Annotated in this window: 18 protein-coding genes and 1 pseudogene; 5 read left to right on the top strand and 14 right to left on the bottom strand. The window is 56.7% G+C overall.

The features are described from left to right. Positions 1-75: 75 nt before the first annotated feature. Positions 76-2,781 carry an HTH-type transcriptional regulator MalT gene (gene malT / locus ACWPW2_RS16125; protein WP_124967109.1) on the top strand — a complete coding sequence of 902 codons (2,706 nt, stop codon included), beginning with the start codon at positions 76-78 and terminating at the stop codon, positions 2,779-2,781. Between the two features lie 3 nt (positions 2,782-2,784). Here the strand turns inward: malT and ACWPW2_RS16120 are convergent, their stop codons facing one another. Genes ACWPW2_RS16120 through glpE form a run of 3 tightly spaced genes read right to left on the bottom strand, consistent with a single transcriptional unit; the run spans position 2,785 to position 4,776 of the window. Continuing rightward, complete coding sequence (locus tag ACWPW2_RS16120; RefSeq protein WP_023482097.1) at positions 2,785-3,543, bottom strand: DeoR/GlpR family transcriptional regulator; 759 nt, start codon at positions 3,541-3,543, stop codon at positions 2,785-2,787. A 17-nt stretch (positions 3,544-3,560) separates the two neighbouring features. Next, entirely contained in the window at positions 3,561-4,391 is an 831-nt protein-coding gene (gene glpG / locus ACWPW2_RS16115; protein ID WP_454124133.1) for a rhomboid family intramembrane serine protease GlpG, read from the bottom strand. Positions 4,392-4,449: 58 nt separating this feature from the next. After that, positions 4,450-4,776, bottom strand: a complete 327-nt coding sequence (gene glpE, locus ACWPW2_RS16110; protein WP_454124131.1) for a thiosulfate sulfurtransferase GlpE — start codon at positions 4,774-4,776, stop codon at positions 4,450-4,452. A 188-nt stretch (positions 4,777-4,964) separates the two neighbouring features. On the opposite strand from glpE, the gene glpD reads away from it, so the two are divergent. Beyond that, a complete protein-coding gene (glpD, locus tag ACWPW2_RS16105; protein ID WP_023482029.1) occupies positions 4,965-6,470 on the top strand; it encodes a glycerol-3-phosphate dehydrogenase in 1,506 nt (501 codons plus the stop codon). A 52-nt stretch (positions 6,471-6,522) separates the two neighbouring features. Here the strand turns inward: glpD and gntU are convergent, their stop codons facing one another. From gntU to ACWPW2_RS16080, 5 genes are all read right to left on the bottom strand, one after another. Then, a complete protein-coding gene (gene gntU, locus ACWPW2_RS16100; protein WP_023481953.1) occupies positions 6,523-7,863 on the bottom strand; it encodes a gluconate transporter in 1,341 nt (446 codons plus the stop codon). Further along, positions 7,860-8,393: a gluconokinase gene (gene gntK, locus ACWPW2_RS16095; protein ID WP_034814182.1), complete on the bottom strand. Its 534-nt coding sequence runs from the start codon at positions 8,391-8,393 to the stop codon at positions 7,860-7,862. Before gntK ends, gntU begins: the two co-directional genes overlap by 4 nt. Positions 8,394-8,529: 136 nt before the next feature. Continuing rightward, the gene (gntR, locus tag ACWPW2_RS16090) at positions 8,530-9,525 is read right to left on the bottom strand and encodes a gluconate operon transcriptional repressor GntR (protein WP_023482014.1); all 996 of its coding nucleotides are present in this window, start codon (positions 9,523-9,525) and stop codon (positions 8,530-8,532) included. 104 nt (positions 9,526-9,629) lie between these two features. Beyond that, positions 9,630-10,325 carry a pirin family protein gene (locus ACWPW2_RS16085; RefSeq protein WP_023482050.1) on the bottom strand — a complete coding sequence of 232 codons (696 nt, stop codon included), beginning with the start codon at positions 10,323-10,325 and terminating at the stop codon, positions 9,630-9,632. A gap of 122 nt (positions 10,326-10,447) precedes the next feature. Further along, positions 10,448-11,485, bottom strand: coding sequence for an oxidoreductase (locus tag ACWPW2_RS16080; protein ID WP_454124127.1), 1,038 nt, complete (start codon positions 11,483-11,485; stop codon positions 10,448-10,450). 237 nt (positions 11,486-11,722) lie between these two features. Here ACWPW2_RS16080 and ACWPW2_RS16075 point away from each other — a divergent pair, with 237 nt between their 5' ends. Next, complete coding sequence (locus tag ACWPW2_RS16075) at positions 11,723-12,331, top strand: bactofilin family protein (RefSeq protein ID WP_454124125.1); 609 nt, start codon at positions 11,723-11,725, stop codon at positions 12,329-12,331. A 218-nt stretch (positions 12,332-12,549) separates the two neighbouring features. Next, positions 12,550-13,041, top strand: coding sequence for an N-acetyltransferase (yhhY, locus tag ACWPW2_RS16070; RefSeq protein ID WP_023481986.1), 492 nt, complete (start codon positions 12,550-12,552; stop codon positions 13,039-13,041). A gap of 35 nt (positions 13,042-13,076) precedes the next feature. On the opposite strand, the gene ggt is transcribed toward yhhY, so the two are convergent. Next, positions 13,077-14,837 (bottom strand): gamma-glutamyltransferase, encoded by a 1,761-nt coding sequence (gene ggt, locus ACWPW2_RS16065; RefSeq protein WP_124967103.1) that lies wholly within the window; start codon positions 14,835-14,837, stop codon positions 13,077-13,079. 123 nt (positions 14,838-14,960) lie between these two features. Between ggt and ACWPW2_RS16060 the strand changes: the two are divergent. Then, positions 14,961-15,353: pseudogene (locus tag ACWPW2_RS16060) on the top strand (DUF2756 family protein); the annotation flags it as partial. A gap of 161 nt (positions 15,354-15,514) precedes the next feature. Here the strand turns inward: ACWPW2_RS16060 and ugpQ are convergent. From ugpQ to ugpB, 5 genes are all read right to left on the bottom strand, one after another. Beyond that, on the bottom strand, positions 15,515-16,255 hold the full coding sequence (gene ugpQ, locus ACWPW2_RS16055) for a glycerophosphodiester phosphodiesterase (protein ID WP_454124122.1): 741 nt from the start codon (positions 16,253-16,255) through the stop codon (positions 15,515-15,517). After that, on the bottom strand, positions 16,252-17,325 hold the full coding sequence (locus ACWPW2_RS16050; protein WP_200580547.1) for a sn-glycerol-3-phosphate import ATP-binding protein UgpC: 1,074 nt from the start codon (positions 17,323-17,325) through the stop codon (positions 16,252-16,254). The genes ugpQ and ACWPW2_RS16050 overlap by 4 nt, the downstream gene beginning before the upstream one ends. Before the next feature lies 1 nt (position 17,326). Then, complete coding sequence (gene ugpE, locus ACWPW2_RS16045; protein WP_139966392.1) at positions 17,327-18,172, bottom strand: sn-glycerol-3-phosphate ABC transporter permease UgpE; 846 nt, start codon at positions 18,170-18,172, stop codon at positions 17,327-17,329. Beyond that, the gene (gene ugpA / locus ACWPW2_RS16040; RefSeq protein WP_124967100.1) at positions 18,169-19,056 is read right to left on the bottom strand and encodes a sn-glycerol-3-phosphate ABC transporter permease UgpA; all 888 of its coding nucleotides are present in this window, start codon (positions 19,054-19,056) and stop codon (positions 18,169-18,171) included. The genes ugpE and ugpA overlap by 4 nt, the downstream gene beginning before the upstream one ends. Before the next feature lie 97 nt (positions 19,057-19,153). Next, a complete protein-coding gene (gene ugpB / locus ACWPW2_RS16035; protein WP_454124119.1) occupies positions 19,154-20,470 on the bottom strand; it encodes a sn-glycerol-3-phosphate ABC transporter substrate-binding protein UgpB in 1,317 nt (438 codons plus the stop codon). Positions 20,471-20,651: the final 181 nt, after the last annotated feature.

Raw genomic sequence — 20,651 nt, 5'->3', positions numbered from 1 at the left:
CCGAACGTATTGAGATTAATTACGAAGCACAAAAAAAATCGCATCTCAGTTCTCCCTCACAGTGAAGTGATAACTATGTTGATTCCGTCCAAATTAAGTCGCCCGGTTCGTCTCGACCATACGGTGGTGCGCGAACGTCTGCTGGCGAAACTTTCCGGCGCCAACAATTATCGGCTTGCGCTGGTAACCAGCCCTGCGGGCTACGGCAAGACCACCCTCGTCTCGCAGTGGGCGGCGGGGAAAAGCGACGTCGGCTGGTTCTCGCTCGATGAGGGGGATAATCAGCAGGAGCGCTTCGCCAGTTACTTTATCGCCGCGGTGCAGCAGGCCACCGGCGGGCATTGCGTCAGCAGCGAAGTGATGGCGCAAAAACGCCAGTACGCCAGCCTGCCTTCACTCTTCTCCCAGCTGTTTGTCGAACTGACCGAATGGCAGCGCCCGCTCTATCTGGTGATTGATGATTACCATCTGATTACCAACCCGGTGATCCACGATGCGATGCGCTTCTTCCTGCGCCATCAGCCGGAAAACCTGACCCTGATTGTGCTCTCGCGTAACCTGCCGCAACTGGGGATTGCCAACCTGCGCGTGCGCGAACAGTTGCTCGAAGTGGGCAGCCAACAGCTGGCCTTTACCCACCAGGAGGCGAAGCAGTTTTTTGACTGCCGCCTGAACGCGCCGATCGAAGCGGCTGAGAGCAGCAGGCTGTGTGATGATGTCGCCGGCTGGGCCACGGCGCTGCAACTGATCGCCCTCTCCGCCCGGCAAAACCACAGCGCGCCGCATCATTCCGCGCGCCGCCTCGCGGGCATTAACGCCAGCCACCTCTCCGATTATCTGGTCGATGAGGTGCTGGATAATGTCGATCCTGCCACTCGCCAGTTCCTGCTGAAAAGTGCCCTGCTGCGCTCGATGAACGATGCGCTGATTGTGCGCGTCACCGGCGAGGAGAACGGGCAGATGCGGCTGGAGGAGATTGAGCGTCAGGGGCTTTTTTTACAGCGCATGGATGATTCCGGCGAGTGGTTTAGCTACCACCCGCTGTTCGGCAATTTCCTGCGCCAGCGCTGCCAGTGGGAGCTGGCGACGGAGCTACCCAATATTCACCGCGCAGCAGCAGAGAGCTGGATGGCGCAAGGCTTCCCGAGCGAAGCGATCCACCACGCGCTGGCGGCGGGCGACGGCGTGATGCTGCGCGATATCCTGCTCAATCACGCGTGGGGTCTGTTTAACCACAGCGAGCTGAGCCTGCTGGAGGAGTCGCTGAAAGCGCTGCCGTGGGAGAGCCTGTTGGAGAACCCGCGGCTGGTGCTGTTGCAGGCATGGCTGATGCAAAGCCAGCACCGCTATAGCGAAGTGAACACCCTGCTGGCACGCGCTGAGCAGGAGATGACGACCCAGATGGATGCTTCCCTGCACGGCGATTTCAACGCCCTGCGCGCCCAGGTGGCGATTAACGATGGCGATCCGGTGGAAGCAGAACGGCTGGCGATGGTGGCGCTCGATGAACTGCCGCTGGCTAACTACTACAGCCGGATTGTCGCCACCTCGGTGCATGGCGAAGTGCTGCACTGCAAAGGCGAGCTGGCCAATTCGCTGGCAGTGATGCAGCAAACCGAGCAGATGGCCCGCCGTCACGATGTCTGGCACTACGCGCTGTGGAGCCTGATCCAGCAGAGCGAAATCCTCTTCGCCCAGGGCTTTTTGCAGGCCGCGTGGGAGATGCAGGAGAAAGCCTTCGCGCTTATCCGTGAGCAGCACCTTGAACAGCTGCCGATGCATGAGTTTTTACTCCGCATCCGCGCCCAGCTTCTGTGGGCGTGGGCGCGGCTCGACGAGGCGGAAGCCGCCGCGCGTCAGGGAATGGAAGTGCTCTCTGCGCTGCAACCGCAGCAGCAGTTGCAGTGCCTGGCGCTGATTGTACAGGTCTCGCTGGCACGTGGCGATCTGGATAATGCCCGCAGCCACCTGCACCGGCTGGAGAACCTGCTCGGCAACGGTCAGTATCACAGCGACTGGGTGTCGAACGCCGATAAAGTGCGGATGATCTACTGGCAAATGACCGGGGACAAAAACGCCGCCGCGCAGTGGCTGCGCCAGACGCCAAAACCGGCCTTTGCCAATAACCACTTCCTGCAAAGCCAGTGGCGCAACATTGCCCGCGCGCAGATCCTGCTGGGAGATTTTGACCCGGCGGAGATGGTGCTGGAGGAGTTAAACGAAAACGCGCGCAGCCTGCGTCTGATGAGCGATATCAACCGCAACCTGCTGCTGCTCAACCAGCTTTACTGGCATGCCGGGCGCAAAAACGATGCCCAGCGCGTGCTGCTTGAAGCGCTACAACTCGCTAACCGCACCGGGTTTATCAGCCACTTTGTGATTGAGGGTGAGCCGATGGCGCAGCAACTGCGTCAGTTAATTCAGCTCAACACGCTGCCGGAGCTGGATCAGCACCGCGCCCAGCGCATTCTGCGCGAAATCAACCAGCATCACCGGCATAAGTTCGCCCACTTTGATGAGAGCTTTGTTGAGCGCTTACTGACGCACCCGGAAGTACCGGAGCTGATCCGCACCAGTCCACTGACCCAGCGTGAATGGCAGGTGCTTGGGCTTATCTATTCGGGGTACAGCAACGAGCAGATCGCCGGCGAGCTGGCTGTCGCCGCGACGACCATCAAAACCCATATCCGCAACCTCTATCAGAAGCTGGGCGTTGCCCACCGTCAGGATGCGGTGCAGCATGCCCAGCGGCTGCTGAAAATCATGGGTTATGGGGTATAACGGCTAGCAGAGTTCCAGCTGCACATTGTTGTGGCTGATCACCTGCATCACGCCTGCGGGCGGCATCACATCGGTGTAGACCGCATCGACAAGGCTGATGCTGCCCATATTGACCATCGCATTGCGGCCAAACTTCGAGTGATCCACCACCAGCATCACATGGCGCGAGTTCTCAATGATTGCGCGCTTGGTGCGCACTTCATGGTAGTCAAACTCCAGCAGCGAGCCGTCTGCATCGATGCCGCTGATACCCAGGATACCGAAATCGAGGCGGAACTGGGAGATAAAATCGAGGGTCGCTTCGCCGACGATACCGCCGTCGCGGCTACGCAGTTCGCCGCCCGCCAGAATGACGCGGAAATCCGACTTCTTCATTAAGGTATTAGCGACGTTGAGGTTGTTGGTGACAACCCGCAGTTCGCTGTGGTCGAGCAGCGCATGGGCCACCGCTTCCGGCGTGGTGCCGATATCGATAAACAGCGTCGCGCCATTGGGGATCTGCTCGGCAACGCGGCGGGCAATACGCTCTTTTTCCGCCGCCAGCGTCGTTTTCCGGTCGTGCCACGAGGTGTTTTCCGAGCTGGAAGGCAGCGCCGCACCGCCGTGGTGACGCAAGATTTTGTTCTGATCGGCCAGATCGTTCAGATCGCGGCGAATGGTCTGCGGGCTGACGGAGAACTGTTCAACCAGCTCTTCGGTGCTGACATATCCCTGTTGTTTAACCAGCTCGATAATCGCGTCGTGACGCTGTGTCTGTTTCATCATGGGTCCCTGGATAATTATGTTCGTTTTCGCACATTCTGCGAGTCCACCAGCGCCATCGCCAGGCCAATAACAATCCCTGCCGTATGCGCGCCGCTGGCAATGGCGAAGCCGGTTAAGCCGAACCATTCCGCCACCATCAGTAACACCGTAAAGATAAACAGGCCGTTCGGAAGCGCTACTTTCGGTTCCGGGTCGCGTATGCCGCGCAGCCAGACATAACCGATCAGCGCGTAGACCACCCCGGAGAGACCGCCGAACCAGGGGCCGGTAAGCTGGTGCTGCACAAAACCGCTCAACAGCGCGCTAATCAGCGTGATCACTACCAGTTTGCCGCTGCCGAGCCGCTTCTCCACCGCGCCGCCAAGATACCACCACCAGAAGAGGTTAAAGAGGATGTGCAGCAGCGAAAAGTGCATGATCGCATGGGTGAAGTAGCGCCAGGCTTCAAAGCGCAGGCTCTCATCCCACGGCCAGGCGAGCCACGCCATAACGACTTCATCGCCCATCACGTTCATCAGCAGGAAGACGATAATGCAGAGCACGGAGATGGCGATAGTCAGCGGTCCGCCGCGCTCGCGCAGGGCGGCTGAAAGAGGGAAACGGCGGTAGTGCAATCCGCTGTCGGTCTGTCCGGATTGCCAGCTTGCCGCCAGATAGCGCGGATCGGCGGGGTTTTCCAGAAAGCACGCCAGCTCTGTGCGCACGCGTTCGGCCTGGCTTTCGTCCGCCAGCCAGATGTCAGTCTGCTCATGGTGCTGGATGGTCAGGATAACGCCCTGAGTCTGCATATAGTCGACAAACGCCTGGGCGACGCGGGGGTTAGCAAAAGAGGTAATCATCAACATGACGGGCGTCGCTTAGTCCATACAAAGAGAGACAGTATAGCGGAGAGTCGCGCTTCGCCTAAAGCGTGCCGTGCTCGACTTCTGCCGGGAAGTGGCGATGCCACGCATCGAAACCACCGTCGACGCTGTAGACCTCTTCATAGCCCTGCTGCAACAGATATTGCGCGGCACCTTTACTGCTGTTGCCGTGATAGCACATCACCATCACTGGCGTGTCGAAATCGTTGTCGCGCATAAACGCGCCCAGCGTGTCGTTGGTGAGGTGAAACGCGCCCGGCGTATGGCCCATCGCGAAACTCTGCGGATCGCGGATATCGACCAGCACGGCCTGCTGCTGCAATTTCTGGTGGGTCTCTTCGACATTAATACATTCAAACTGATCCATGGCGTTCTCTTTATTGACACGAATTATGGCTAGGCTGCGACAAGTGTACGTCGTGACCCCGGTGATGCGCCATTATGTTATGCATATCACTCTAAATTGTTTTTTTGATGTTACCAAAAGCGCGTTCCTTTGCTATTATGAGCGATATCGAACATTATTGAGCTTTTACGAAAGTGCGTGAGGATAGCATGGAAACCAAAGATCTGATTGTGATAGGCGGGGGCATCAACGGTGCCGGTATCGCGGTTGACGCCGCAGGGCGTGGTTTATCCGTGCTCATGCTTGAGGCTCAGGATCTCGCCTGCGCGACATCCAGCAACAGCTCTAAATTGATTCACGGTGGCCTGCGCTACCTTGAACACTACGAATTCCGCCTGGTGAGCGAAGCGCTCGCCGAACGTGAAGTGCTGCTGAAAATGGCACCGCATATCGCCTTCCCGATGCGTTTTCGCCTGCCGCACCGCCCTCACCTGCGTCCGGCGTGGATGATTCGTATTGGTCTGTTTATGTACGATCACCTCGGTAAACGTACCAGCCTGCCGGCATCGAAAGGGTTGCGATTTGGCTCAGAATCGGTGCTGAAACCGGAAATCGTGCGCGGATTCGAATATTCCGACTGCTGGGTCGATGATGCGCGCATGGTGCTGGCAAATGCGCAGATGGTTGAGCGTAAAGGCGGGAAAGTGATGACCCGCACTCGCGCCACCAGCGCGCGCCGTGAAAACGGCCTGTGGGTGGTAGAAGCGGAAGATATCGATACCGGCGAAAAATTTAGCTGGAAGGCACGCGGTCTGGTGAATGCCACCGGCCCGTGGGTGAAAGAGTTCTTCGATGACGGCATGAAACTGCCTTCGCCATACGGCATTCGCCTGATCAAAGGCAGCCACATTGTGGTGCCGCGCGCCCATGCGCAGAAGCAGGCCTATATTCTGCAAAACGAAGATAAACGTATTGTCTTTGTCATCCCGTGGATGGATGAGTTCTCCATTATTGGTACTACTGATGTTGAATATCACGGCGATCCGAAAAACGTGAAGATTGACGAAGATGAGATCAACTACCTGCTCAATGTCTACAACGATCATTTTAAGAAACAGCTGACGCGTGAGGATATCGCCTGGACCTACTCCGGCGTGCGTCCGCTCTGCGATGACGAATCCGATTCGCCGCAGGCGATCACCCGTGATTACACGCTCGATATTCATGACGAAAACGGCCAGGCGCCGCTGCTGTCGGTCTTCGGCGGGAAACTCACTACCTACCGCAAGCTGGCGGAACATGCGCTGGAAAAACTGACGCCGTACTACAAAGGCATCGGCCCGGCGTGGACCAAAGAGTGTGTGCTGCCTGGCGGCGATATCAGCGGCGATCGTGAGGATTACGCGGCGAAACTGCGTCGTAAATACCCGTTCATCAGCGAATCGCTGGCGCGCCACTATGCCCGTACTTACGGTAGCAACAGTGAACTGATTCTGTCCGGTATCACCAACCTTGAGGGCATGGGCGAGCACTTCGGTCATGAACTGTATGAAGCCGAACTGCGTTACCTGGTGGAGCATGAGTGGGTGCGTCGCCTCGACGATGCTATCTGGCGTCGAACTAAACTTGGCATGTGGCTGAGTGAAGAGGAGCAGGCGCGTGTGGCTCAGTGGCTGACGCGCAATAACAAAGCGGAACTCTCTTTAGCTTCTTAAGCGTTAACGCAAAAAACCCGGTGGCCTGAAACCACCGGGTTTTCTTTTGCCTTTAGCTCAGCAGCGTAAAGGCGATCATACCGATAATCGCACCGGTGGTGCCGAGGATGGTTTCCATCATTGTCCAGGTCTTCAGGGTTTGCGCTTCTGTCGCGCCGGTAAAGCGGCCATAGAGCCAGAAACCAGCATCGTTCACATGGCTCACCACAATCGAACCACCCGCGATACAGATGGAGAGTGCCGCCATCTGCGCGCCGTTGAAGTGCAGCTGTTCAATGACCGGCATCACCAGACCGACTGCGGTCAGACAGGCGACCGTCGCGGAACCCTGGATAATGCGCACCGCCGCCGCCAGCACGAAACAGGTCAGGGCAATCGGTAAACCCATGCCGGTTAACGCTTCACCGAGCGCCGGGCCAACGCCGGAATCGACCAGCACCTGTTTGAAGACGCCGCCCGCACCAATCACCAGCAGGATAATCCCCGCTGGTTGTAGCGCCTGGCCGCAAATCTCCATTACGCGATCTTTTGCCATTCCCTGACGCACTGCCAGACCATAAATCGCTACCAGACAGGCAACCAGAATGGCGGTGAAGGGGTGACCGATAAATTCCAGCCACTGATAGAGCGTGCTGTCTTGCGCTACGAAACGCGCGGCGATGGTTTTCATCCCCACCAGCACCAGCGGCAGCAGGATCAGCGCGAGGCTGAAGCCAAACGAGGGCATTTTGCCTTCGCCGAGATGCGGCTCGCTGACATCGTCGGGAATATGCAGCTCAACGTGGCGGCTAATAAAGTTGCCCCACAGCGGCCCGGCAACCAGCATGCCCGGGATCGCAGCGCAAAGGCCAATCAGGATCATCCAGCCAAAGTCAGCATGCATCTGCGAGGCGAGCAGCATCGGCGCAGGCCCCGGCAGCAGAAATGCCGCCGCTGCCGCAACGCCTGCGAACAGCGGGATAACCAGTTTGACCAGGTTAGTGCCGGTGTGGCGCGCCATCGAGAAGGCGACGCTAATCAGCAGGACAATCGCCACTTCGAAGAAGAGCGGCAGGGCGCAAATCAGCCCAGCGAGGCCAATCGCATAGTGCGCGCGGCTGTGCCCGAAGGAGTTAAGCATTTTGACGGCGATTTGATCCACCGCACCGGTCTCATGCAGGATTTTGCCGAACATCGCGCCGAGTGCTACCACAATGGCGAGGAACCCGAGCGTACCGCCCATCCCTTTTTCCATGGTCTGCGCAATTTTCGTTAGCGGCATACCGGAGAAGAGGCCGGCACCAATCGAGACCACCATCAGCGCAACGAAAGCGTGCATTCGCGCTTTCATCACCAGAAACAACAGCAGTAAAACAGAACCGACTGCGGTTAATACCAGCGTTAATGTACTCACTGCTCACGGCCTTTGGTTATCACTTCAATGGTGCTGGCGACCACGCCATCAAGCGGTTGGTCAATGTTCACCACCAGCACATCGCGTTCATCTTCGCCCGGCTCCTGCAGCGTTTCGAACTGGGTTACCAGCATCTGCGTTTTGAAGAAGTGGCCTTTACGCGCTTTCAGACGGCTTTCGATAACATCGAATTCGCCCTTCAGGTAGATAAAGGAGAGATTAGGATTACCGGCGCGCAGCAGGTCGCGGTAGTGTTTTTTCAGCGCCGAGCAGACGATCAGCGACACTTTGTTGGTGCGCTGCATGGCGAAGGCGGCATCGTTCAGCGCCTGCAACCACGGTTTACGGTCGTCATCATTCAGCGGCTCGCCGGAGGCCATCTTGTTGATGTTGCTCCGCGGATGGAGAAAGTCGCCGTCGAGAAACGCGGCTTTAAGCTGATACGCGACTTCACTGGCAACCGCTGATTTGCCGCTGCCTGAAACGCCCATCAGAACGAAAACATGGTGATCAAGGTTTGTTGTGCTCAAAGGGTAGCCCCCACGGGTGCAAGAGTGATTGTTACGGGTAACTGTTATCGGTAACATTGTCCTGCCGCGATCCCAGAGAAGCAATATCCACAGCGGTCAGAGATAAATAAGTGTGAGCTACTTCAAATTTGTCAGACTAAATAGATCCACCCGGTGACAAAGTGAAACCTAAATCTAACATCTTTGGCGTAACTGCTTCACCACGGATACGCGCCAGCAGCCGTTCCGCACCGATGCGCCCCATGCGTTCACGCGGCGTCAGCACGCTTGCCAGACGCGGCTCCATCACCTGACCGATGTCATGCCCGTGGAACCCGGCAATCGCCATATCTTGTGGGATCTTCAGCCCCAGACGCTGGCACTCAAACGCGGCACCAACGGCAAGGTCATCGTTAGTACAGAAAATCCCATCAAGCTGCGGATACTCGCGGCGCGCCTGACGCATCAACTCAATGCCGGCGGTATAAGAGGAGGATTGTTCCACCATCACACTGTACGGCGTCAGCCCCGCATCCAGCATCGCCTGCTCGTACCCCTTCTGTTTGATGATAGTACGTTCATCCAGACGTGCACCAAGATAGGCGACGCGACGATGGCCGCGCGCAAGAATGGCGGCGGTGATCTGCCGGGCGGCCTCGAAGTTATCAAAGCCAACGGCGATATCGAGGCAGGGAGATTTGCTGTCCATCAATTCAACGACCGGAATGCCCGCCACTTCGATCATCTTCAGCGTGCGCGGCGTGTGGGTGCGTTCGGTAAGGACTAAGCCGTCAATGTTCCAGGAGAGCATCGACTCCAGCCGCTCCTCCTCCATTTCCGCTTTGTAGCCGTAGTGCGCCAGCATAGTTTGATAGCCGTGCGCGTCGGTGACGCTTTCAATGCCGCGAAGCACTTCAGCGAAGACCTGGTTTGTCAAAGAGGGGAGAAGCACGCCAATGGCGCGGCTGGTGGCGTTAGAGAGAATATCGGGCGCGCGGTTGGGGATATAGCCCAGTTCATCAAGGGCGGCGGCGATTTTGCCGCGTAAAGCGATGGAAACCTGTTCCGGGTTACGCAAAAAACGGCTGACCGTCATTTTGGTCACGCCTACGCGATCGGCCACATCCTGTAGTACGGGTCTTTTCTTTTTCATCGCCCTGATAATTTACGCAAAAGAGAGGGGTGCGCAGTTTATCACGGACAATGCGCAATCCTGCGGTCAAAAACCCCAGGATTGCGCGATTTATTTACGCCGCATCACACCGGCGGCAGATCGAAGAGCAGGATTTCGCTGTCGCTATCGGCATGCACCGAGATCGCCTGCTCATCCCAGATCGCAAGACCATCGCTGGTGGTCGCTTTGGTGCCGTTAATGGTGACTTCACCTTTTACCACCTGGATCCAGACGCGGCGCTCGGCGGCGATCTGATGCACAGACTGCTCATCTTTCAGCAGCGCCCAGCGGTAAAGCTCCATATCCTGATGCACTTTCAGCGAACCGTCGCGCGCATCCGGCGAAAGCACCAGCTGTTTGCCCTGCGTGGCGTCAAAGCGGCGCTGCTCGTAGCGCGGCTCGATACCGTTAGTTTCCGGAATGATCCAGATTTGGTACAGGCGCAGACGATCGGTTTTGCTCGGGTTGTACTCAGAGTGACGCACCCCGGTACCGGCGCTCATGATCTGGAATTCGCCCGCCGGAACCTGCTCTTTGTTGCCCATGCTGTCCTGATGCTCTACCGCGCCTTCCAGCACATAAGTCAGGATTTCCATGTCTTTATGCGGATGGGTACCGAAACCCTGCCCCGCATCGATAACATCATCGTTAATCACGCGCAGCGCTGAAAAACCCATGAAGTTCGGATCGTAATAGTTAGCAAACGAGAAGGTGTGCCAGGAGTCCAGCCAGCCATGGTTAGCGTGTCCGCGGTCATTTGCTTTGCGTAAGAAGATCATCTTGTTTACCCCGTCTGTTTTCGATGGGGTAAGTGTGGACGCAATCATTGCCCAATCATAGAGGGTGAAAATTGACTCCTCTGTTCAAAAAAAGTGAACAAGCGCAGAGGAGCCCTATTCCCTTATTTGGCGAGGGTTATCGTTGCGGGTGATGCCTGCTCAAACGCGCGTTCCAGCAGCTCAAGGTTGGTAAGAACGTCAGTTTCCTTGACGTAATTTTCCGCGCCGTTTACCAGCGTTTCATAGAGAGCATCGTAGACGCGCCCGTAGTCGCCAGGTTCGGGCGCAATCTCTTCACGCACCGTTTCGCCCGCATCGTTGACATACTCCAGAATGCTCACGCTGTCGTCTGCGGCAAAGCCCGCGTCGCCCGGCATGATATTGGCTTTCAGGCTGGTCTCCTGCTGATCGACGCCATATTTAACGAACGAGCCTTTACGGCCATGGACGATAAATTTTGGGTAATCGATTTTCACCAGGTGGCTGGTTTTCACAATCGCTTTCAGATCGCCATAGAAGAGCTGCGCTTCAAACGTATCGTCAGGGTTGGCTTTGTTGCGCAGGCTGCGAATGTCATACGCGGCGTGATCCGGGCGGCCAAACAGCGAAATAATCTGATCCATGGTGTGCACGCCGAGGCCGTAAAACGAGCCATCCTGCGGCAGACCCGGCTTGCTTTCCGCTTGTGGGCGGTAGTAGTCAAAATGGCTTTCGATCTCGACAATTTCACCCAGTTTGCCGCTCTCAATCACCTTTTTGGTGGTGAGGAAGCAGGAGTCGAAACGGCGATTCTGATACGGCGTCACCGTCAGCCCTTTGCTTTTCGCCAGCTCAAATAGCGTGATCGCTTCAGCCATGGTCGGCGTGAAAGGCTTCTCGACCAGCACGTTTTTACCCGCTTCCAGCGCGCGTTTCGCATAGTCAAAATGGCTATCGGCATGGGTGCAGACAATCACCAGTTTGACCTCTGGATCGTTAAGCACTTCGTCCAGATCGCTGGTGAAGTGGATGTGCTGATAATCGGGATGTTGCTCCTCTGGCTTCGGATGGCGGCGGAAGATGTGCGCCACGTGCCAGCTGGCTTTACGGTTAAGAACATAAGGCAGGTGATAACGGGTGGTGCTTTTACCAAATCCAATAAATGCGCAATGTAGAGTCATCGTGTCGTCCTTTGCAGAATATCTCTCTTTACCTTAGACCAGGCCCGGCGAGAGCTAAAACCAGAAGCCTCTATTTATCGATTATTGTTATGTTTCTTAGCCATTTATAAATTCCGATTTTTCTTCCGCGCACTTGATCGCCTCCCCTAATTCGCGCATAAAACACGCGGCAATATCCGTTTGCCCCTTTCATGAGTCAGAAGCACCCACCACGCAGGGAGTTGCGCGCAATACAGCATGGATAAGCACTACTGGTATTTAAATCTCGCTCTTGCTTTTTGGGCCTTCGCGCTGGGGAGCTGGTGCGTTGACGCACGGCTCTGGGCACAGGTTGCGGCATCGCTAACGCTTCTCGGCTTCTTCTTACACTTTGTACAACATCAGGTTAACGCTATGTTTGGTAAAGAGAAAAACCCAAAAACGCCTCCACTACAACCGATTGCAGCCTCACTGATTAACGAAAAAGAGACGCTACGCGATGAGAAGCAGAACACGGTTGTCGCCAGCGGCACCAACTTTGTTGGCAACATTACCTCGAACGGGCAAGTGCATATTTACGGCACCCTTACCGGCAATATCGAAGCGAAAGACAATATTATCCGCATCATGCGCAACGGCGTGGTGGAAGGTAACCTCTCCTGTCGCGAGCTGTTTATTGATGGCACGGTGAACGGCGAGTGCAGCAGCGAAACGCTGAATATTGAGGAGAATGGCAACATCAACGGTACGCTGACCTACAGCGCGCTGACCATCAAAAAAGGCGGCACCTTCTCAGGCCAGGCAAAACTCACCGCGCCAGTAGCAAAACTAAGCGTTGAGAAAGAGAAGAAGCGCGTCGGTGAATAGCAGGTAAAAAAAAGCCAGCACCCGGCTGGCTAAGAAATACTGGAAGCAATGTGAGCAATGTCGTGCTTTCAGGATTACCGTACGGTTTCCCTGAACGCATGGCAATAATAATCATTATCATTCGCACTTGTCTACCCCCATGTGGCAAAAAATGGCAGTTGACGCTTCGCCTGAAAGACCGGAATGTGAAAGCTAACCCAACCAACAGGAGAAGCAGGATGAGCGAGATAGTGATACGCCACGCTGAAATGCACGATGTCGAACCGTTACGACAGATTTACGCGCAGCCCGAGGTGTATCAAAACCTACTCCAGCTACCTCATCCCTCTTCCGATCACTGGCATAAACGCTTAACGCCGCAGCCGGGCCGCCGGGATCTGATTGCCACGCTTGATGAGCGGGTAGCGGGCCATCTCGGTTTAATGGTTGAGCAGAACCCGCGTCGCAGCCACGTCGCCAGCTTTGGCATTATGGTTGCGCCGCAGTTTCAAAACCGCGGCGTCGCCAGCGCGTTAATCAACGAGATGGTGCATCTGTGCGATAACTGGCTGCGCATCGACCGCATTGAGTTGTCGGTTTTCGCCGATAACGCGCCGGCGCTGGCGGTCTATCGCAAGTTTGGTTTTGAAGTGGAAGGCACCGCGAAACGCCACGCATTACGCAACGGCGAGTATGTCGATTCGTACTATATGGCGCGCATGAAGGGCTAAAGGATCCCTCTCCCGCCCGGGAGAGGGAAATTGTTTTAATATCCTGCGGTTAAATCATCAACCGAACGCGGATCGGACGCACCATACAGCGTGCCATCCGGCCCAACCATAATGCTCTGCGTACTGCCCATCGACGCTTTCACGGCAACTTTCTGCCCCTTCTGCTCGAGCAGTTTCAGGGTGTCAGGGCTAAAACCCTTCTCCACGCGCAGCTCATCCGGCAACCACTGGTGATGGAAGCGCGGCGCATTGGTCGCTTCGGCAACGTTCATCCCATAATCGATGGTGTTCACCACCATTTGCAGCACGGTAGTGATAATGCGGCTGCCGCCAGGGCTACCGGTAACCAGCCAGGTTTTGCCATCTTTCAGCACAATGGTTGGCGACATGGATGAGAGCGGACGCTTGCCGGGCCCGATAGCATTCGCATCGCCGCCCACCAGGCCATAAACATTTGGCACACCCGGTTTGGCTGAGAAATCATCCATCTGGTTGTTCATCAGAATACCGGTATTACCGGCAACAATGCCGCTGCCAAACACGGTGTTCAGCGTGTAGGTTACCGCAACGGCATTCCCCTCTTTATCCACCACCGAGAAGTGCGTGGTCTGGTTACTCTCGTAAGGTTCCAGCTTGCCGGGGCGGATCTGGCTGGAGGGGCGCGCTTTATTGACATCAATCTGTTCAGCAATCGATTTGGCGTACGCTTTGCTGGTCAGCGCCTGCCACGGCACTTTCACAAAATCGGGGTCGCCGAGGTATTCAGAGCGGTCGGCGTAGGCATATTTTTCCGCTTCCGCCATCACCTGCATGGCATCGGCGCTGCCAAAGCCAAATTTTGCCAGATCGAAATTTTCCAGAATGTTGAGGATCTGAATGATATGGATCCCGCCAGACGATGGCGGCGGCATGGAGTAGACCTGATAACCGCGGTAGTCGCCGCTCACCGGCGTACGCTCAACGGCTTTATAATTTGCCAGATCCTCTTTGGTGATCAGCCCGCCGTTTTTGCTCATCTCCTGGGCGATCTGCTCTGCCGTTGTGCCTTTATAGAAACCATCCGGCCCCTTTTCAGCAATCAGCTCAAGGCTCTTCGCGAGATTCGTTTGAACCAGCTTGTCACCCTTCTTCAGCGGCTGGCCCTCTTTCCAGAAGATCGCCTTGCTGGTGTCGTGGTTCGGCAGCACTTCACTGCCGTAGGTTTTGAGATCGTCCGCCAGCGCATCGTTAACCGTGAAGCCCTGCTTCGCCAGTTTGATGGCAGGCTGCACCACCTTTTTCAGCGGCAGCGAGCCGTACTTCTCCAGCGCCAGCGAGAAACCAGCGACCGTGCCGGGCGTGCCGGAAGCGAGATGGGAGGTCAGGGATTTTTTACTGTCCGGGTTGCCCTGCTCATCAAGAAACATATCGCGCGTGGCGGCTGCGGGTGCCATTTCGCGGAAATCGATCGCCGTGACCTTGCCCTCTTTGGTGCGGATCATCATAAATCCGCCACCGCCGAGGTTGCCCGCCTGCGGATGGGTTACCGCCAGCGCATAACCGACCGCGACCGCCGCATCGACCGCATTACCGCCCTCTTTGAGGATCTCCACACCCACGCGGGTCGCGGCCTCATCCACCGAGGCCACCATCCCCTGATGGGCCACAACCGGATGAAAGACATCGGCTTCTACCCCATAAGAAACGGGGGCTGGCGCGGGTGCCTGAGCAGGCGGCGGCGCAGCGCCGACACTGAAACATGCTCCCGCCGTCAGCGCGGCGATTGCCGCCCAACGCGCAAACTGCTGTTTGATCATCGTCGTTCTCCACAAAGAAGGGCTACAGTTCCCGCTTAAGTCTGGTTCACAATGCGCAAAAAATCATGGTCATGCAGGAATGCGACTAAACTTAGGGGCAGGCCTCAACGGGAGGAGATGAGAATGAAACGCCTTGTGATTGTGGCAGCCCTGCTGCCTTTTACCGCTTTCGCACAGCCGCTTAACCCGACAAATAACCCGAATCAACCGGGGTATGTCGTGCCAAGCCAGCAGCGGATGCAGACGCAAATGCTCAATCAGCAACAGCAGCAGCAAGGGTTACTGAAACAGCAGCAGCAGACGCAGAGCCGCCAGCAGCAGCAGAACCTGCAAATGCAGATGAACGATAATTCACAGCGAATAAGGCAGGCTCAGCCGGGGGAGCTCGACCCCGCCCACCAGCAAGTGCTCCCCAACAGCAACGGCGGGATGTTAAGCCAGGGCAGCAGTAGCGGTGGCGGGATGCTCAGCCAGCAGAGTAGTAACAACGCAGGAGCGTTGAACCAGAGCAGCAGTAACGGGGGCGAAATGCTAAGCCAGGAAAGCGGCAACGGCGGCGGAATGTTACATCCGCAAAACAGCGCCAGCGGTTCGACCCTGCAGCAGCCGCATATGCTGCCGCAGACTCAAACGCAAAGTGGCGGCATGCTGCACAGCACACCGCAAACCACTACGCCTTAAGCGCCAAAGTGGGGCCCGATGGTTTCGATATTGTCCGTACAGATGCAATCGACGCCCCACGCCAGCAACTCCGCCGCGCGCGCCGGCTGATTCACCGTGTAAACCAGAATACGCAGCCCGGCGTCGCGCAGCATGCGAACGCGCGCTTCATCAAGCAGTTTATGGTTGAGATGAATAGAGGTGCAGGCCAGGCGATCGGTCACTTCCTGCCAGTCATCGCGCCAGGCATCCAGCAGCAGACCGCGCGGCAGTTCCGGCGCAGCCTGTTGCGCCGCTTCCAGCGCATCGATCTCAAACGAGGAGAGCAGCGGCGGGGTCATCTCTGACCACAGCTCGCGGGCAGCAAGCGCGATGATTTTGCCCGTCAGCGGGCCGGTTCCGGTCGTCGGTTTGATTTCAATATTCGCCATCATGCCATGCTGCTGGCAGCGCTGCGCCACCTCCGATAACAGCGGCAGCGGCTCGCCTTTAAATTCGCCGCTGTACCAGCTCCCGGCATCGACTTTCAGCAGATCGCTCCACGCCAGCTCGCCCGCCACGCCCCAGCCATTGCTGGTACGCTCCAGGTTGTCATCATGCAGCAGAAAGATCTGCCCATCTTTTGATAATTTGACGTCAAATTCGATCATTGTGTGGCCATATCTGGCGCCGACATCGATCGCTGCCAGGGTGTTTTCCGGAGCCAGTTTTCCACCGCCGCGATGGGCGACGATGCGGGGATAGGGCCAGTTATTCATACGCGTTGTCCTGTTTCACCATCGAATAAGTGCAGGTGATGTTCCGCCAGATGCAGCCACAGCGTGCTGCCGGGTGCCGGGCGCTCCTGATGCGACAGACGCGCCACCAGTTTCTGCTCACCCCAGCGGCCATGGGCCAGGTTATCCGCGCCGAGCATCTCCAGCGTATCCATCACCAGCGGTACGCCGCCTGCGGCTTGTGAGCTTAGCGCAATATGTTCCGGGCGGATACCCAGCGTCATTTTCCGTCCGGCATAACCGCGATAGTTCCAGTTAATCGGCAATGCCATGCCGCTTGCCAGCTCAAAGTGCGTACCAGTCTGACTGATGTGCCCATCGAGTAGATTCATTGCCGGGCTGCCGATAAAGCTCGCGACAAAGCGGCTGGCGGGCTTTTCATACACCTCAACCGGCGTACCGATCTGCTCAGCAACGCCTTTGTTCATCACCATCACGCGCTGCGCCAGCGTCATCGCTTCCACCTGATCGTGAGTCACATAGAGCGAGGTGGTGTTGAGGCGTCGGTGCAACTGCTGCAACTCAAGGCGCATCTGCACGCGCAGCTTGGCATCAAGGTTGGAGAGCGGTTCATCGAACAGGAAGACCGCCGGATCGCGCACAATGGCGCGGCCCATCGCCACGCGTTGGCGCTGGCCGCCCGAAAGCTCGCGCGGGCGGCGTTTCAGCAAGCCTTCAAGCTCCAGAATACGCGCCGCTTCCGCCACGCGTCCGGCAATATGCGCCTTGCCCATGCCGCGGATTTTCAGCCCCCAGGCCATGTTCTCTTCCACGCTCATGTGCGGATAGAGGGCATAGTTCTGGAACACCATCGCGATACCGCGATCTTTTGGCTCCTTCTCCGTGACGCGCTGGCGGTCAATCCAGATATCGCCGCCGGAGACGCGCTCCAGCCCGGCAACCATGCGCAGCAGCGTCGACTTTCCGCAGCCCGACGGGCCAACCATGACAATAAATTCGCCGTCGGCCACATCCAGCGTCAGCGGCTCAATCACCTGAGTTTTGCCGCCGTCCCAACTTTTTGTCACTGCCTGTAATTTTAGAGATGACATCTTATTTCTCACTGTCGACCAGACCGCGCACAAAGGCGCGCTGCATGGTTAAAACGATAACAACCGGGGGGATCAGCGTCAGCAGCATCGCAGCCATCACCTGGTTCCACTGCGTCGTGCCCTCACCGAGCGACATCATCCCTTTGACGCCCGCCACGGCGGTGCCGAGGTTGACGTCGTTGATAATCAACAGCGGCCATAAGTACTGGTTCCAGCCGTAGATAAAGGTGATGACGAACAGCGCCGCAAGATTGGTGCGCGACAGCGGCAGCACAATGTCGCGGAAAAAGCGCATCGGCGAAGCGCCATCAATGCGCGCGGCTTCTATGAGTTCATCCGGCAACGTCATAAAGAACTGGCGGAAGAGAAAAGTCGCAGTGGCAGAGGCCATCAGCGGCAAGGTCAGGCCGGTGTAGCTGTCGAGCATCTTGAGGTTGGCGATCACTTCCACCGTCGGGAAGATGCGTACCTCTACCGGCAGCATCAAGGTACTGAAAATCATCCAGAAGAAGAGATTTCGCAGCGGAAAACGGAACCAGACGATAGCGAAGGCCGAAAGGATAGAAACGGCAATTTTCCCTACGGTTATCACCAGTGCCATGATGAAGCTGTTGGTCAGCATCAGCCAAAATGGCGCGCTATTGGAGCCGACGCCGTTAACCCAAATCGCGCGCAGGTTCTCCCAAAGATGGCCGCCGGGAATAAGCGTCATCGGTGTGTCGTACACCGCGTTGATATCAAGCGTGGCGGTGACAAAGGCGACGTAGAGCGGGAAGAGCACCACCGCAACGCCTGCGATAAGCATGATATGGCTGAACAGCGTCAGCCCTGGGCGATTCTCAATCATTGGTAGCGCACCTTACTTTCGACATAGCGGAACTGCACCACCGTCAGCACAATCACCAGTACCATCAGGATCACCGACTGCGCCGCGGATGAAGAGAGATCCAGGCCGACAAACCCTTCGCGGTAGATCTTATAAATCAGCGTAGTGGTCGCCTGCACCGGGCCGCCGGCAGTCGCCGCATCGATAACCGGGAACGTATCGAAGAAGGCATAGACCAGGTTGACCACCAACAGGAAGAAGCTGACCGGTGCGATCAACGGCAGCGAAAGCTTGAAGAAACGGCGAATGGGTCCCGCGCCATCAATGGCGGCGGCTTCCACCAGCGAGCGGGGAATAGACTGCAACGCGGCGAAGAAGAAGAGGAAGTTGTAGCTAATCTGCTTCCACACCGAGGCGAACACCACTAAAAACATCGCCTGACCGCTGTTCTGCGCATGGTTCCAGTGATACCCGAACTGCTCAAGGAAGTGCGTAATCAATCCACGTCCGGGATTGAAAAGAAAGATCCACAATACGGCGGCAACAGCTGGTGCCACGGCATAGGGCAGCAGCATTAAAGTCTGGTAGATACGGCTACCGCGCACCACGTTATCCACCAGCGCGGCAAAGAACAGCGAAACCAGCAGACCGCTAAAGGTGACCATCGCGCTAAAGCGGATCGTCGTCCAGAAGGCGTCGAGGTAGTAGCTGTCGTGAAACAGCGCGGTAAAGTTATCCAGCCCGACAAACTGGCTGGAGAGACCAAAGGGATCGACGCTCTGCACGGAGTACCACAGCGCTTCGCCCGCAGGCCAGAGAAAGAAAATCACCGTGATCGCCAACTGCGGCGCGACGAGCAGATAGGGTAGCCAGCGTGAACGAAACACCGGACGGGATGAGGACATAGCAAGGCTCTTTTTGAATATGCCGGAGGGCGGCGACGCGATACATTGACCGATTTACAGGCCGGACAAGCGCTGCGCTTATCCGGCCTTTAACTCATTAAGACTTGGTTGACTGCTGGAAGCGGCGCAGCAACTGGTTACCGCGCTCAACCGCTGAGTCCAGCGCCTGTTGCGGGGTCTTCTTACCGGTCCACACGCTCTCCAGCTCTTCATCAAGCACGGTGCGGATCTGCGGCATATTGCCCAGACGCAGCCCTTTGGTGAAGGCCAACGGCGGCTTGTTCAGCATCTGGCGCGTGGCGATATCCGCCCCCGGGTTTTTGTCATAGAAACCCTGCTGGCGCGTCAGATCGTATGCGGCCTTGGTGACAGGCAGATAACCGGTTTTCTGATGCCACTCGGCCGCTATTTCCGGCTTGGTCAGGAAGTCGAGGAACTGCGCCACGCCTTTGTAGGTCGCATCATCTTTGCCTTTCATTACCCACAGGCTGGCACCGCCGATAATGGCGTTTTGCGGCGCGCCTTTCACATCGGCGTCGTACGGCATCATGCCGACACCGTAGTTAAATTTCGCATAGTGGCGGATATCTGCCAGCGAACCGGATGAGGCGGTGGTGATGGCGCAATCGCCGTTGTAGAACTTCTCGGTGGATTCATCTTTACGGCCAAAGTAGCTGAATTCACCTTTTTTATTCAGCTCTTCCAGCATGGCGATATGTTTCACCTGCTCCGGCTTATTGAACTCCAGCACCGCATCGGTACCGTCAAAACCGTTGTTTTTAGTAGCGACCGGCAGACCGTGCCAGGCGCTAAAGTTCTCAATCTGGATCCAGCCCTGCCAGCCGCTGGCGTAACCGCACTTCATGCCCGCCGCTTTTAGCTTCGCGGTGTAGGCCGCCAGATCCTGCCAGGTTTTCGGTGGCTGCTCCGGGTTCAGGCCCGCTTTTTTGAAGGCATCTTTATTGTAATAAAGCACCGGTGTGGAGCTGTTAAAGGGTTGAGAGAGCAGATGCCCGGTTTTTGAATCGGTGTAGTAGCCCGCAACGGTCGGCACAAACTGGCTTTCGTCAAAGGTGATGCCTGCATCTTTAAAGACCTCGTAAACCGGCTTGATCGCTTTCGAGGCCATCATCGTCGCGGTGCCCACTTCGTAAACCTGCAATAGCGCTGGCGCATTACCGGTGCGGAAGGCGGCAATGCCCGCGCTCAGGTTCTGCTCGTAGTTGCCTTTATAGACCGGAACGATTTTGTAGTCGGGATGGGTATCATTAAAACGTTGCGCCAGGGAGTCGACCTCTTTGCCTAACTCGCCTTCCATGGAGTGCCAGAACGGGATAGTGGTTACGGCCATGGCATTGCCAGCAAAAACAAATCCCAGCGCCAGACCCAAAGCTGTATGTCGTAACGTCGTCATTGTGCTCTCTCTTGTTATACGGGATGCGCGATATCACGCGTTTTGTGCTCGCGAGGTAACATGACACGCTCGAATGACAGAAAAATAACTTTTTGATTACAAAAAAATGACAGCCAGGCGTCAGAGAGATGTCGCGCAAGTGATGGAAAGATGAAGGAAAAATGGCGGCGCAGACAAAGGG

The sequence above is a fragment of the Kosakonia sp. Marseille-Q7440 genome (assembly GCF_965119485.1).
The sequence above is the reverse complement of the archived record's forward strand: the minus strand, read 5'-3'. Positions and strand labels throughout refer to the sequence as shown.

Excerpts from the sequence above, each read along its gene's own strand:
- ACWPW2_RS16085 (WP_023482050.1), bottom strand. The coding sequence starts at position 10,325 with ATGATCTTCTTACGCAAAGCAAATGACCGCGGACACGCTAACCATGGC.
- gntR (WP_023482014.1), bottom strand. The coding sequence starts at position 9,525 with ATGAAAAAGAAAAGACCCGTACTACAGGATGTGGCCGATCGCGTAGGC.
- ugpE (WP_139966392.1), bottom strand. The coding sequence starts at position 18,172 with ATGATTGAGAATCGCCCAGGGCTGACGCTGTTCAGCCATATCATGCTT.
- ACWPW2_RS16050 (WP_200580547.1), bottom strand. The coding sequence starts at position 17,325 with ATGTCATCTCTAAAATTACAGGCAGTGACAAAAAGTTGGGACGGCGGC.
- ACWPW2_RS16075 (WP_454124125.1), top strand. The coding sequence starts at position 11,723 with ATGGATAAGCACTACTGGTATTTAAATCTCGCTCTTGCTTTTTGGGCC.
- ggt (WP_124967103.1), bottom strand. The coding sequence starts at position 14,837 with ATGATCAAACAGCAGTTTGCGCGTTGGGCGGCAATCGCCGCGCTGACG.
- ugpB (WP_454124119.1), bottom strand. The coding sequence starts at position 20,470 with ATGACGACGTTACGACATACAGCTTTGGGTCTGGCGCTGGGATTTGTT.
- glpE (WP_454124131.1), bottom strand. The coding sequence starts at position 4,776 with ATGGATCAGTTTGAATGTATTAATGTCGAAGAGACCCACCAGAAATTG.
- ACWPW2_RS16120 (WP_023482097.1), bottom strand. The coding sequence starts at position 3,543 with ATGAAACAGACACAGCGTCACGACGCGATTATCGAGCTGGTTAAACAA.
- ACWPW2_RS16080 (WP_454124127.1), bottom strand. The coding sequence starts at position 11,485 with ATGACTCTACATTGCGCATTTATTGGATTTGGTAAAAGCACCACCCGT.
- glpG (WP_454124133.1), bottom strand. The coding sequence starts at position 4,391 with ATGTTGATGATTACCTCTTTTGCTAACCCCCGCGTCGCCCAGGCGTTT.
- ugpQ (WP_454124122.1), bottom strand. The coding sequence starts at position 16,255 with ATGAATAACTGGCCCTATCCCCGCATCGTCGCCCATCGCGGCGGTGGA.
- ugpA (WP_124967100.1), bottom strand. The coding sequence starts at position 19,056 with ATGTCCTCATCCCGTCCGGTGTTTCGTTCACGCTGGCTACCCTATCTG.
- glpD (WP_023482029.1), top strand. The coding sequence starts at position 4,965 with ATGGAAACCAAAGATCTGATTGTGATAGGCGGGGGCATCAACGGTGCC.
- yhhY (WP_023481986.1), top strand. The coding sequence starts at position 12,550 with ATGAGCGAGATAGTGATACGCCACGCTGAAATGCACGATGTCGAACCG.
- malT (WP_124967109.1), top strand. The coding sequence starts at position 76 with ATGTTGATTCCGTCCAAATTAAGTCGCCCGGTTCGTCTCGACCATACG.